Below are 12,648 nucleotides of genomic sequence, written 5' to 3'. Positions count from 1 at the left end.
TCTCAGTTAGCTATATTTTTCGAGGGAAGATTAGACGAGTTTTTAGAGGTGTAACTTTAGTTACGATTAGTTACTTGACACAGATTTTTAAACGGTCTCGTAAATACTATTTCTTATTTTGTTTGTAAATATAAGTTTTTTAAGATAGTAATCATAGCTTCAATTGATTTTTTTGAAGTAGTCTCTTCTACTGTATGATATCCAATAGTAGGAACTTGTAAAGTTGTACCTTGAATACTATTTTTACTCTCTTTTATAATTCTTCCAAGTTCAGTAACACCTAAAGAAACTTTTGTATTTTCTTGTTTCATCTGATTTTTTATATGTTCATCTTTATAATGATATTTTATTCTATTTTTTAATACAATCTTTTTTATTCTAGCTTTTAAAGGAGAACGAAAATATGAATTTTCATCCTTATTTCTAAGTACAATATCAAGATGATTAATAGTTTCTATATTTTTATAAGGACTAGTATCAAGAACTAAAAGCTCATTTGTACTTATGTCAAATCTTCTAAAATATTCAAGTAAAAATCTCCAACTTCTACCTGCTTCTTCAGCAGCTGTAAAAAATGCTGTTCCTTTATAACCTAATTGGTACATATGAATAAGCATAGCAACACAAAGAACATTATCAATTTGAGCTGATAATAGATTGTCATTAATTTTAAGCTTATCTAAAAAAGCAATTGGTGTTCCTGGAAATAAATAATCTAAGCCCTCAACTTTAAAAATAATATTATTTCTTCTTTTACATAAAAAAGCATCTTTTATGGTACCCATACCCAAATAAGTGCCTGCCCATGGTTCATAAGCTTGAACTTTTTGGTTTATAAATCTCATTTCAAAGTTTTGTAATAGCTCCTCAGAGTTTGAATTTCCTTTTAAGTCGGCTTTATTTTTTGCAACAAAAGCAGCATATTGAAACTCATCATGACCTGTACAAATTAATCCATGTCTATCTGCATGTGCAGAAATATAACCGCTTTGGGGTTCTTCACCTTTTGCAACAAGTAATCCATCATAATACTCAACTTTAATACCTAAATCCTCAAGTTCTCTTTTTAAAAACATAAAAAAAGAGTGCTCAGCCCCAACAACACTAGGTATTCTAATGAGTTGCTTTAGTGTGTCATAAAACTCTTCCATTTTTTTTCTCATAATAAAATATATTTACCTTAGGTAAACTTGTTAATTATATTAAATAATACTAATGATTAAATTTAAATAAAAAAATTATAAAGTTCTTTCTAGTTCTTTAATATTTTTTATAAACTTTACTATATCTTCAATTGATGAATATGATTTAATTAATTTATATTGTAACTCTTTTGCTGCATCTCTTTTAGATATATGTGATAACTCATGAGCTAAAATTGTTTTATAATTATTACTTTCAAGTAAATTTTAGCATAATTATTCTATTTCATTTAGTCCAATATTTGGGGAGGCTTACAGGCACTAATGAAGCACAAACAATGAGAGTTTAAACTCTTATTGTTTAATATAAAAATTAAAAATGAATAATAAAAGAATAAATAGGTATAAATACTAATGGTACACTAATTATAAAATAATAAATTCTTATTAGCTTTGGAAGCTTTGTCTCTTTTGAAAATGAAGAAAATAAGAATAAAGACATAAATAAAGGAATAATAAGATACCCATTGCTAGTCTTACCTAGAATAAAAATTAAAATTAATATTGCCACAAATAAGATAAAAAATGGAGCTATTAAATATTCAAATAATTTCTTTTTTGATACTTGATTGGTTTTTTTCATGGGGGGGAAATCCTTTTTATTTTAATTATATCTATTTGTTATTCAAAAAATTCTTTAGTATCAAGAAGTTTATTTCTCGCCTTTTGCTCAATAGTTTCAATATCCAATAACTCAGCAGCAGAGAAGTCATACAGTAACACTAATTCATTATCTATAAACATAAGCTGTAAAATCTCGATATTATGTAGCAAATGCACAAAGCCATTCTAAGGGCTTTTGAAACATTAAAACTAATTTTATTCTATGTTTAACTTTGCTTTGATACAATTAAGCACGAACAGAATAACTGCTTAGTTTCAGTTGCTTAAAGTCAAGTGACTTTCTCTGTTCGCACTTGCGAACACTTATTTATTGATTCCATATCTTTCATACCAAGCGTATAAGTAGAAAATCTCTAAATTTTCTTCTTTGTCTAATGATTTTAAAAACTCATCATCAGGGTATTTTATAGCAAGTTCTTTTTTTATTTTCCTAATAAAAATATGGTGGTTTCTGATTTCATCAGGAATTGGAATATAAGGGTCTAAATAGCCTAAACTTTGCATTTAGTTTTATAGAAGACAATAAAAGTATATTTAATAAAAGTAGTTTTGTTTTCAAAAAAATCCTTTTGATTTATTTTAACAAAAAATAATATATATATTTATATAATAAGTAAGTAAAAGTTATTTAGTTTTTCTTACCCAAAAATGCATACCTTTTTTTTCAAAGTTACTCACAATAATAAATAATGCTTATTTTATAGAATCTTGAACTAAATCTAAATACTTTTAAAATAAAGTGAGTCAAAGTAGTAATTGACTTGTTTATTAAAATATAGTATAATATATTTATAAAATTGAAATAGTACTTTAAATAAATTCGAAAAGGATCGTTTGTGGCAGTAATACACTTAAATCAAAATGCTAAAGCTGAAAGTAGTGTAAAAGTTTCTGGTAATGATGCAAAAAAAGTTTCTGCTATATTAATAGACGAGACGAAAAAAATTACTGAAAAAAATTTAAATTTTTTAAAAAGCGTTACAAGTTCACTAAAAAGCTTATAATCTAAATGCCTTTAAAAATTACGCAAATTAGTAATTATACAAAAGGTGAATTCAAAAAACTTATAAAAGATATTAATATATCTACTGAACCTTTAAAGACATATCTAAATACAATGGCATATAAACATACAACTGATGGATGTTTTATTACTTATTTATTAGAAAACATTCAAGAAACTAATAAAATTATTGGATATATATCATTTTCTAATACAGTAATAGAAAGTGATTGCCAAGAAGCAAAAGAATTATTGAATGTAAGTAGTAGTATGAAATATCCTATACCTACTTTAAAAATTACTAGACTAGCAATTTGTGATGAATTTCAAGGAAAAAATTTTGGTAAGATTTTAATTGCATTTGCCGAAATAAAAGCTTTCATTCAACAAGAAAGTACAGGTTGTAAAGCAATTGTTGTTGATTCAAAGAATAGTGCTATTAATTTTTATGAAAAAACTAATTTTATTTCTATAGAAAATTATTCAGATGATTATAATACAACATTTATGATAAAAAAAATACCTACTGTTAAAGAATTAAAATCTAGTAGATTTTTGGAAGAAACAATAGCTAATTATATTGCTATTTGTGAAATTTGTAATTTAGATACAGAAAAAGATATATTTAGCAAAATATCATAAGGTATCCAAGCAATCAGCCCACCATTGCATTAACTCTTTTTTCTCATGTGCTATTGTTGAGAATATAATTCTAAATTCATGAGTAGTATGTCTATTTTGATATTCAAGTTTCTTTTTTAATATTTCAATTGCTTGTTTTGCTAAAGACAAAATAAAATCTTTTTTAGTTTTCATTTTTTTACCTGATATATCTATAACTTTTTTTTCAAAATTCATTTCCAATATATTGGTAAACTCCAAAGCTCATAACTTTTCTTTAGGTTTAGCAGTTTTAATATCTTTATTTGTTAGGGATTTTATAATTTTTGACATTTATAGGGTATTTATTTTTGAACTTTTGCAATTACTGTAATAAATTTTAGAAAGCATAATTATTAATATTGGTGGAGATGTCCGGGATCGAACCGGAGTCTTAAAACATTTACTCTTGACGTCTACATGCTTAGTGAGGTTGAAAAATTTCACTTTCTAGCAGCTCAACCTGCAAGGCAACTAAAAAGCTAAGATTTTAAAGTGTCCTTTTAAAGTCAAATCAATCCTTTAAAAGTAATCTATCTAGGGTGAACCCGCGATAATCTACTTAGATAGAATCAGTAGTGCGAGTCTCCAAAGACTCAACCCGAAGGGAGTCTATAAGTTGTTAAACTTACGCAGCTTTTGCGTAAGCTGGAGCGTAATTTGTATTGTTTGCGTCTAAAAAAAATGAGCCGCGTAACGGCATGCTCAGGCCGACATGCAATCAAGCCTCAATGCTCTAATCGAAGCCATATCATCCCCATAATTAAGTAGTGAATTCTATCGTAATAAGCTTAAACTTAATATAAATATGAAAATCTTTATTTATCTTTATTTGATTCTTCTACTTTCAATTATAATTTACTAAAAAAAGTCTATAATTGCGAATATTTTAATTGGAGATTTTAAATGGATAAAAAAGGTATTTTAATTATTGGTGCAGGTGGAGTAAGTAGAGTTGCCACGGTAAAGTGTGCTATGAATATTGATACATTTGAAAAGATAACTTTAGCTTCAAGAACAGTTTCAAAATGTGAAGATATTGCTAAAGATATCAAGCAAAGAGTTGGAGTTGATATTGAAACTGCATCTATTGATGCTGATAATGTACCTGAGTTAATAAAACTTATTGAAAAAGTAAATCCTAAGATTGTATTAAATGTAGCATTACCTTATCAAGATTTAACTATCATGGATGCTTGTACAAAAGCAGGTGTTGATTATGTTGATACTGCGAACTATGAACATCCAGATGAGGCTAAATTTGAGTATAAAGAGCAATGGGCAAGAGATGAGCAGTTTAAAAATGCTAATGTTATGGCTTTATTAGGAAGTGGTTTTGATCCAGGAGTTACAGGTGTATTTTGTGCATATGCTCAACAAAATCTTTTTGATGAGATTCATTATATAGATATTATGGATTGTAATGCAGGTGACCATGGATATGCTTTTGCCACAAATTTTAATCCTGAAATAAATTTAAGAGAAGTATCTGCAAATGGTAGATATTGGGAAGATGGTAAGTGGATTGAAACAAAACCATTAGAAATAAGAGTTGACCATGATTATCCAGAAGTTGGAGTTAAGCCCTCATATCTTCTATATCATGAAGAGTTAGAGTCTTTATCTAAAAATATTAAAGGTTTAAAAAGAATTAGATTTTTTATGACATTTGGTGATTCATATATAGCTCATATGAATTGTTTAAAAAATGTAGGTATGTTAGGAATTGAACCAGTTATGCATAAAGGCGTAGAGATTACTCCAATTGAATTTTTAACTACACTATTACCATATCCTGCAAGTTTAGGTCCTAGAACAGTTGGTAAAACAAATATTGGATGTATTATTGAAGGTCTTAAAGATGGAGTAAAAAAGAGAGTTTATATTTACAATATATGTGACCATCAAGAGTGCTATAAAGAAACAGGAGCACAAGCTGTAAGTTATACTACTGGAGTACCTGCTATGATTGGAACAAAAATGTTATACAAAGGTATATGGAAATCAAAAGGTGTATTTAATATTGAAGAGTTTGAAGCAAAACCTTTTATGGATGAGTTGATGACTCAAGGTCTTCCTTGGAAAATATTAGAATTACCAGTAGAGTAGTTTTATTTAAGTATTTATAAGTCTTAATTAAGTCATAATAAACAAAACATAAAGGAGTCTATTATGCAAAAATATATCTGTATAGTTTGTGATTATGTTTATGATCCAGAACTTGGAGATCCAGATGGTGGAATTGAGTCTGGAACATCTTTTGAAGATATTCCAGATGATTGGCAGTGTCCTGACTGTGGGGTAACAAAAGAGGATTTTGAAGCAATTGAAAATGATGAAAATAGTTAATAACATAAATGAATTACCAAGTCCAAGTTTTGTTTGTGAAGAAGCTTTATTAGAAAAAAATTTAAAGCTTCTTTCTCATGTACAAAAAGAAGCTGGGGTAACTATACTTTTAGCTTTAAAAGGATTTGCTTTGCAATCTACTTTTGAACTTTGTAGAAAATATTTACAAGGTTGTTGTGCATCAGGACTTCATGAAGCTATATTGGCATCAAAAGAGTTCAAAAAAGAAGTACATACATATTCTCCTGCTTATAAAGAAGAAGAGATTGAGCAGATTGTATCTTTATCAAACCATATTGTATTTAACTCTTTTAATCAATTAAAACAGTTTAAAGAGAAAGCTTTAGGTAAAGCATCTATTGGTCTTAGAGTAAATCCAGAATATTCATCTGTTGAAGTTGATTTATATAATCCTTGTGGTGCTTATTCAAGACTAGGAATTACAAAGAAAAACTTTTTTGATGATGAGTTAGATGGTGTAGATGGATTACATTTTCATGCTTTATGTGAGCAAAATGTTGATGCTTTACAAGGAGCTTTGAAGAATTTTGAAGAGAAATTTGCTAAGTATTTATCTTCTATGAAGTGGGTAAATTTTGGTGGAGGACATCATATTACAAGAGAGGATTATGATGTTAAAGGACTTATTAATTTACTTAAAGATTTTAAGCAAAGATATCCTCATTTGAAAGTTTATTTAGAACCAGGAGAAGCAGTAGGGTGGCAAACAGGGTACCTAGTGGCAACAGTTTTAGATATTGTAGAAAATGGGATGAATATTGCTATTTTGGATACCTCTGCTGAGGCACATATGCCAGATACTTTAGCCATGCCATATAGACCTGATATAAGAAATAGTGCTTTAGCAAATGAAAAAAAATATAGATATAGATTAGGTGGAAATACTTGCTTAGCCGGTGATATTATAGGAGATTACTCTTTTGATGAGCCTCTAAAAACGGGGGATAAAATAGTTTTAGAAGATATGATACATTATACTATGGTTAAAACAACTACATTCAATGGAATTAAGTTACCATCAATTGTTATAAAAAAAGACAATAGTTGTTACCAAATTGTAAAAAATTTTGGATATAATAATTATGAGGCAAGATTATAACTAGAGGATATATTGTATGGGAAGAGATAGAAGTATTATAAATGAAGAGTTCAAGGATCAAGAAGAAATAGATACAAATAAAGATGAGAAGCATAAACCAAATAACTTTTCAAGAAAAAGAAAAGAGATGAAAAAGAAAGGGAAAAAAGTTCAAATTTGGGTTAAAAAAGAGACTTTAGAGTATGAAAAAGAGTTAACAACCTTACAGATTGAACTTTTGAAATTTCAAAAGTATGTAAAAGAAAAAGGTCTAAAAGTTCTTATGGTTTTTGAAGGAAGAGATGCAGCTGGAAAAGGTGGTACGATAAAAAGAATCACTGAACATTTAAACCCAAGAGGTGCAAGAGTTATTGCTTTAGAAAAACCAAGTGATATTGAAACTACTCAATGGTATTTTCAAAGATATACAAAGCATCTTCCAAGTGCTGGAGAAATAGTTTTATTTGATAGAAGTTGGTATAACAGAGCAGGAGTTGAACCTGTAATGGGATTTTGTACTACAGCAGAACATCATGAGTTTTTAAAAGAAGTTCCAGAGTTTGAACAAATGCTTGTAAAATCTGGGATTACTCTTTTGAAATTTTATTTTTCAGTTTCAAAAAAAGAACAAGCAAGAAGATTTAAAAAAAGAGAATTTGATCTTTTAAAACAGTATAAATTATCTCCTGTAGATAAAGAGTCACAAAACTTATGGGATAAATACACTGTTGCTAAATTTTCAATGCTTATGGCTTCAAATACGGATATGTCACCATGGACAATAATAAGAAGTGATAATAAGAAAAAAGCGAGAATCAATTGTATTAAACATATTTTAACGCAAGTAAAATATCCTAAGAAGATTGATTCAAAAAAAATAAAAGTAGATCCAACTATAGTAATTGATGGAACTAGAGAAATAGAATTAATGGAAAAAGAAAATAAATTTGCAAAGGCTGAATAAAGATGAACTTAAGTGATTTTGAGAAAACAAACTATAGTGGATTGTATGTATCAAAAGTTGCCCATCCGACTTTTGGAAAAAAGTATATTGCAAGATTCCAACATGAAAGAAAAAGATATGTTAAGGTTTTAGGATATACAAAAAAAGATAATCTTACAAAAAAAAGCGCTTTAAACTTGATGCAAAAGTTTAAAGATTCAATAGTTATACAAGAGAAAAAAGAAAAAATTGAAGTAAAACCAAATAATGATAATATTTGTGATAATGAAAAACTAGAAAAGATACAAGAAGAGAATAAGTTTTTAAAATCATTACTAGGTGACTTTGAAACTTTAGATTCAGAAGTAATAAAAGATGGTGTTCAAAAACTATATGATGCAGAAGAGTTAAAACAGTATCAAATAGAGCTTATTAAGCTTCAAAATTATCTTGAAAATGAAAATAAAAGAATGATTATCTTATTTGAGGGTAGGGATGCATCTGGAAAAGGTGGTGCTATTAGACGAATTACAAGATATATGAATAATAAACACTATAGAGTTGTAGCTCTTGGTAAACCAACTGAAACACAAAAAAACCAATGGTTTTTGCAAAGATATATTGAACATTTTCCAACAGGTGGAGAAATAGTTTTATTTGATAGAAGTTGGTACAATAGAGCTATGGTTGAACCAATCTTTGGATTTTGTACTGAAGAAGAATATGAGATTTTTATGGAAGATGTTGTTAATTTTGAACAAGATTTAGTAAGACAAGGTATGGTTTTAATTAAACTTTACTTTTCTGTGTCAAAAGATGAGCAAAAAAGAAGATTTGATAGAAGAATTAATGATCCTTTAAGACAATGGAAATTTTCAGAAGTTGATATGCAAGCACAAGATTTATGGACTGAATTCTCTGAAAAAAAATATGAGATGTTAAGAAGAACAAACTCAAGAAGCGCACCTTGGCATATTGTAAGAAGTGATGATAAACACAAAGCAAGATTGGAAGCTGTAAAGATTATTTTAAATTCTATTGATTATGATGGAAGAAATTATGCATTAGATTTTCAACCAAATGAGAAAATAAATATCTCTGTTCAAAAAGAGTTAATGCAAATGAGAAAATCTCAAAACTATTAAGAAAAAAGCTTTTGCTTTTTTCTTTGGAAATATATTGAAAAAAAAATACTTAATACTTTTATTTACTATTTTGCTACTATTATTAGCAGTTTTATATAAATCTAAACAAAATAAAAATAGTTTAATATATAGTTTTTATCATTGGGAAAATAGTTATAACATAAAAAAGAACAAAGAAAAACTTTATATAAAAGTTCTAGATATTGATTATTCTAATAAATTAGAAATTATAAAAACAAGATTTAATGTAAAACCTCCAAAAAATTTTATTCCTGTAATTTATATAACTAATAAAACAATGAAAACTATAAAAGCAAATAAACTGGCTTCAAAAGTTTTAAAAGCTTTAGATAGTTATAGATTTACTTATGATGAACTACAAATAGATTGTGATTGGTCACTAAATTCCAAGGCTAACTATTTTGAGTTTTTAAAGCTTTTAAAAACAAATCTTAATAAAAAACTTAGTGCAACTATAAGGTTACATCAAATTAAGTATTATAAAAAAACTGGAGTTCCTAGTGTGGATTATGGTTTATTGATGTATTATAATATGTCTTATATTGGAGATTATAATACAAAAAATTCAATTTTAGATAATAATATTGCAAAAAAATATCAATACAATTTTGATAAATATCCTTTAAAACTAAAACTTGCACTTCCTTTATATTCTCAAGCAGTACAATTTAGATATAAAAAGCCACTTGATATTTTTGAGGGTATAGTTCAAACTGATTTTGATGAAAAATTTGAAAAGCTTAAAAATGGATATTTTAAAGTTTTACAAAGTCACTATTTTAAAGGCAGATATGTTTATGAAGGTGATATTTTTAGATTTGAAGATTCAAAAAAACAAGATTTAAAAATTGCATTAGAAGATTTTTTTAAAATAAGTAATAATAGATTTGATGAGATAGTTTTTTATACAATAAAATATAAAAATAAATATGATTTACAAAAGTTATTAAAAGGTATATAGATGATTATTCGAACATTTTTTATGATAATACTTTTCAAAGTATTTTTATTTTCGTGTGGTGGATTTTGGTATGATGATGGAAGATTTTTATTTTTAGAAAAAAGAGATTATCCTTTTGCAAAATATGAAGAAAACTTGGAGTTTGCTTCAACTTACAATACAATAATTGATGATTATAGAAAAAGAGCAAAAGAAGCAAATTTAAGCTTATGGCAAGAGCAATTACATAATAAACTCTCAAAAGAACAAATTGAAAATATTATTTATAAAAATAAGCAAGTTGATTTGATAAAAGATGAAGAGATACTAAGATATTTGGCTTTTGTAAAAAAGCAAGAGATACATGTAGCATCATCTTTTTATAACTATTATTCAAAAAAAGAGAAAGAAAATGCTATAAAACCAGAGTTTTTAATAGAAGAAGCTTTGGAAAATTTAGAAAAAGTACAATCTAATTATTTAAAAAAAAGATATTTTTTTCTAGCTTTGAGATTGGCTCATTATAAAAACTTAAAACCTTTAGATATTTATAATACATATAGCTATCTTTTAGATGATAAAAATAAAACTATTATTGATGATTGGATTCTTGGAATTTATGCAGGAGCACTTACTAAAAAAGGTGAAATTGTAAAAGGAACTTATGAGTTTTCAAAACTATTCTCAAATGATAGAATCAACTGGCATTTAGCCTTTTATAATTTTAAGTATATTAAAACACAAGAACAGTGGGATGAGTTAGTTAATCTTAGTAAAAATAAAGATGAAATAGCAAAACTATACGCAATAAGAGGCTTAAGTAAAAATGCAAATATTATCCATGAACTTAAAAATATTGCAAAACTTGATATAAATAGTAAATATTATGAGTTGCTTTTATATAAAGCATTATTAAAATCTCAAAGCTTTTTTGATATTGAAAATGATCTTTATGGGAAAAATGAAAAGATTGATTATACGAACTTTATAGACTATTTAAAAACTGTAAAAAAAGATGATATGTATTTAGTAAATTTAACACTTGGTTTTTTCTCATATTATCAAAATAATATAAAACAAGCAAAACAGTATTTGAGTATTTTAAAAGAAAAATATAGTTCTTCTCATGAGGTTCAAAATTTAGATTATATACTTTTTTTAAATGATATTAAAAAAGTAAATAGTGATATTGAGAAAAAAATATATGAAAAATTAAACCTTTTATCAAATAATAGTTGTACTTTTAAATCTGTTGAGAAATATACTTTTTATAAGTTAAAAACACTATATAAAAATAGTAATTTAATGTTCAAATCTTATCTTATGTCACAAATGGATTATTTTGATGAAAGAAGTTTAGATTTAAATAGAGTAAATAAAATTGATGCATTAATTAAAAATAAAACAAATAATAGTTTTGAAAACTATATTGTTTTAAAACTTAAAAATAAAAATATTCAAAAAACACTTGAAAATGCGAAAGTGTATGGATTGATAAACAACTTTAAATTTAAAGAAGCATTAGATACAAATAGTGAAATTTTAAATGATAAAGTAACTTTTAGTATTTTTGAAAACTCAATAAAAGGGAATAATAGAAAAGGTGAAAAGTATCAAGAAACTATTAAAGAGATTTTAGAACACTTACTTAGCCTTGAAAAAATACTTAAAAATAATCCAAATGATGCTTTGACAAACTATAAGTATGCAACAGCTATTTATAATCTAAGTTATTTTGGAAACTCAGCAAAATTAACAACTATTTATAAAAGTAGCTATAGTTTTAAAAGTTTAAAATTAGAAAAAGAAAGAATACAAACATCAATAAATCATTATAAAAAAGCATTGCAAACTTCAAAGAATAGTGAATTAAAAGCAAAGATTTTATATTCACTTGCAAAAAATGAGTTGGCTTTATATGATTTAAAAAACTCTAAAAAAGAGAGTTATTACGAAAATTATGATTCTTACTCATTTGAGAGGTTGTATTATTTTAGTATAAATGATTATAAAAAATATATAGTTAAAGGTTATGGAGAGTTTTTCAAAAAGCTTGAAAAAGAGTACTCTAATACTAATTACTATAAAGATTTAATTCAAGAGTGTGGTAACTTAAGATATTTTCAAAAAGTTATGCAAAAAGTAAGTGTGAATGATAGCTTTAAAAGTATAAATACAAATGAAAGAAAAGTTTTGAAATATCTAGAAAAAGATATACAAACAAAATCAAGAAAAGCTTTAAAAGATTATGATTTGATTTATTTTTTAAAATTGACAAATAATATACCAATTAGTAGTAAAACGGTTACTTTATATAATAATATTGCTTACTATTTACAACAAAAAAGAAAAAGTGATGAAGCAGTATATTTATTAAATAAGGTTTTAGAAGTTTATCCTAAAAGAGTAGTTGCTTATTATAATTTAGGTGATGCATACTGGGATAGTTATGATAGATTTAATGCAAAAAAAGCCTATAAAAAGTATATAGAACTTATGAAAGAAGCAAATAAAGAAAACAAAATTCCAAAAGTTGTAATACAAAGACTAAAAGGCTAGATTTAGAGACCGTTTAAAAATCTGTGTCAAGTAACTAATCGTAACTAAAGTTACACCTCTAAAAACTCGTCTAATCTTCCCTCGAAAAATATAGCTAACTGAG

13 protein-coding genes and 1 other RNA gene are annotated in these 12,648 nt (G+C 26.2%); 9 read left to right on the top strand and 5 right to left on the bottom strand.

Annotated features, from left to right (window positions below; all coding sequences use genetic code 11):
• Positions 1-113 precede the first annotated feature (113 nt).
• The 3 genes from ACTCCZ_RS12755 to ACTCCZ_RS12745 all read right to left on the bottom strand — a co-directional run bounded on the left by ACTCCZ_RS12755 (position 114) and on the right by ACTCCZ_RS12745 (position 2,330).
• A complete protein-coding gene (locus ACTCCZ_RS12755; RefSeq protein WP_322853532.1) occupies positions 114-1,163 on the bottom strand; it encodes a zinc-binding metallopeptidase family protein in 1,050 nt (349 codons plus the stop codon).
• 660 nt (positions 1,164-1,823) lie between these two features.
• The gene (locus tag ACTCCZ_RS12750; protein WP_159445759.1) at positions 1,824-1,976 is read right to left on the bottom strand and encodes a hypothetical protein; all 153 of its coding nucleotides are present in this window, start codon (positions 1,974-1,976) and stop codon (positions 1,824-1,826) included.
• A 153-nt stretch (positions 1,977-2,129) separates the two neighbouring features.
• Complete coding sequence (locus ACTCCZ_RS12745; RefSeq protein WP_079580321.1) at positions 2,130-2,330, bottom strand: hypothetical protein; 201 nt, start codon at positions 2,328-2,330, stop codon at positions 2,130-2,132.
• A 332-nt stretch (positions 2,331-2,662) separates the two neighbouring features.
• Here ACTCCZ_RS12745 and ACTCCZ_RS12740 point away from each other — a divergent pair, with 332 nt between their 5' ends.
• Both ACTCCZ_RS12740 and ACTCCZ_RS12735 read left to right on the top strand, forming a co-directional pair.
• Positions 2,663-2,830, top strand: a complete 168-nt coding sequence (locus tag ACTCCZ_RS12740; RefSeq protein WP_159445758.1) for a hypothetical protein — start codon at positions 2,663-2,665, stop codon at positions 2,828-2,830.
• A 5-nt stretch (positions 2,831-2,835) separates the two neighbouring features.
• Positions 2,836-3,471, top strand: coding sequence for a GNAT family N-acetyltransferase (locus tag ACTCCZ_RS12735; RefSeq protein ID WP_079580320.1), 636 nt, complete (start codon positions 2,836-2,838; stop codon positions 3,469-3,471).
• Here ACTCCZ_RS12735 and ACTCCZ_RS12730 read toward each other — a convergent pair.
• Entirely contained in the window at positions 3,466-3,645 is a 180-nt protein-coding gene (locus ACTCCZ_RS12730) for a hypothetical protein (RefSeq protein WP_131828695.1), read from the bottom strand. The genes ACTCCZ_RS12735 and ACTCCZ_RS12730 overlap by 6 nt on opposite strands.
• A 207-nt stretch (positions 3,646-3,852) precedes the next feature.
• Positions 3,853-4,248, bottom strand: a transfer-messenger RNA (tmRNA) gene (gene ssrA / locus ACTCCZ_RS12725).
• A 147-nt stretch (positions 4,249-4,395) separates the two neighbouring features.
• Between ssrA and ACTCCZ_RS12720 the strand changes: the two genes are divergently transcribed.
• The 7 genes from ACTCCZ_RS12720 to ACTCCZ_RS12690 all read left to right on the top strand — a co-directional run bounded on the left by ACTCCZ_RS12720 (position 4,396) and on the right by ACTCCZ_RS12690 (position 12,545).
• Positions 4,396-5,598 carry a saccharopine dehydrogenase family protein gene (locus tag ACTCCZ_RS12720; RefSeq protein ID WP_079580318.1) on the top strand — a complete coding sequence of 401 codons (1,203 nt, stop codon included), beginning with the start codon at positions 4,396-4,398 and terminating at the stop codon, positions 5,596-5,598.
• Positions 5,599-5,661: 63 nt separating this feature from the next.
• Positions 5,662-5,838, top strand: a complete 177-nt coding sequence (rd, locus tag ACTCCZ_RS12715; RefSeq protein WP_079580317.1) for a rubredoxin — start codon at positions 5,662-5,664, stop codon at positions 5,836-5,838.
• Positions 5,822-6,958 (top strand): carboxynorspermidine decarboxylase, encoded by a 1,137-nt coding sequence (gene nspC / locus ACTCCZ_RS12710; RefSeq protein ID WP_079580316.1) that lies wholly within the window; start codon positions 5,822-5,824, stop codon positions 6,956-6,958. The genes rd and nspC overlap by 17 nt, the downstream gene beginning before the upstream one ends.
• Before the next feature lie 127 nt (positions 6,959-7,085).
• Positions 7,086-7,901: a polyphosphate kinase 2 gene (ppk2, locus tag ACTCCZ_RS12705; protein WP_228145364.1), complete on the top strand. Its 816-nt coding sequence runs from the start codon at positions 7,086-7,088 to the stop codon at positions 7,899-7,901.
• 2 nt (positions 7,902-7,903) lie between these two features.
• Entirely contained in the window at positions 7,904-9,025 is a 1,122-nt protein-coding gene (ppk2, locus tag ACTCCZ_RS12700) for a polyphosphate kinase 2 (RefSeq protein WP_079580314.1), read from the top strand.
• A gap of 34 nt (positions 9,026-9,059) precedes the next feature.
• Positions 9,060-10,007: a hypothetical protein gene (locus ACTCCZ_RS12695; RefSeq protein ID WP_079580313.1), complete on the top strand. Its 948-nt coding sequence runs from the start codon at positions 9,060-9,062 to the stop codon at positions 10,005-10,007.
• On the top strand, positions 10,008-12,545 hold the full coding sequence (locus tag ACTCCZ_RS12690) for a tetratricopeptide repeat protein (protein WP_079580312.1): 2,538 nt from the start codon (positions 10,008-10,010) through the stop codon (positions 12,543-12,545).
• Positions 12,546-12,648 lie beyond the last annotated feature (103 nt).

This window comes from Malaciobacter sp. (genome assembly GCF_055140965.1).
Note: the sequence above shows the minus strand (reverse complement) of the source record. Positions and strands in the feature narration are given on the sequence as shown.

What these genes read in the sequence shown, in the direction of transcription:
- ACTCCZ_RS12755 (WP_322853532.1), bottom strand. Translation starts at nt 1,163, where the DNA reads ATGAGAAAAAAAATGGAAGAGTTTTATGACACACTAAAGCAACTCATT.
- ACTCCZ_RS12720 (WP_079580318.1), top strand. Translation starts at nt 4,396, where the DNA reads ATGGATAAAAAAGGTATTTTAATTATTGGTGCAGGTGGAGTAAGTAGA.
- ACTCCZ_RS12745 (WP_079580321.1), bottom strand. Translation starts at nt 2,330, where the DNA reads ATGCAAAGTTTAGGCTATTTAGACCCTTATATTCCAATTCCTGATGAA.
- ACTCCZ_RS12730 (WP_131828695.1), bottom strand. Translation starts at nt 3,645, where the DNA reads ATGAAAACTAAAAAAGATTTTATTTTGTCTTTAGCAAAACAAGCAATT.
- ACTCCZ_RS12735 (WP_079580320.1), top strand. Translation starts at nt 2,836, where the DNA reads ATGCCTTTAAAAATTACGCAAATTAGTAATTATACAAAAGGTGAATTC.
- ppk2 (WP_228145364.1), top strand. Translation starts at nt 7,086, where the DNA reads ATGAAAAAGAAAGGGAAAAAAGTTCAAATTTGGGTTAAAAAAGAGACT.
- nspC (WP_079580316.1), top strand. Translation starts at nt 5,822, where the DNA reads ATGATGAAAATAGTTAATAACATAAATGAATTACCAAGTCCAAGTTTT.
- rd (WP_079580317.1), top strand. Translation starts at nt 5,662, where the DNA reads ATGCAAAAATATATCTGTATAGTTTGTGATTATGTTTATGATCCAGAA.
- ACTCCZ_RS12690 (WP_079580312.1), top strand. Translation starts at nt 10,008, where the DNA reads ATGATTATTCGAACATTTTTTATGATAATACTTTTCAAAGTATTTTTA.
- ppk2 (WP_079580314.1), top strand. Translation starts at nt 7,904, where the DNA reads ATGAACTTAAGTGATTTTGAGAAAACAAACTATAGTGGATTGTATGTA.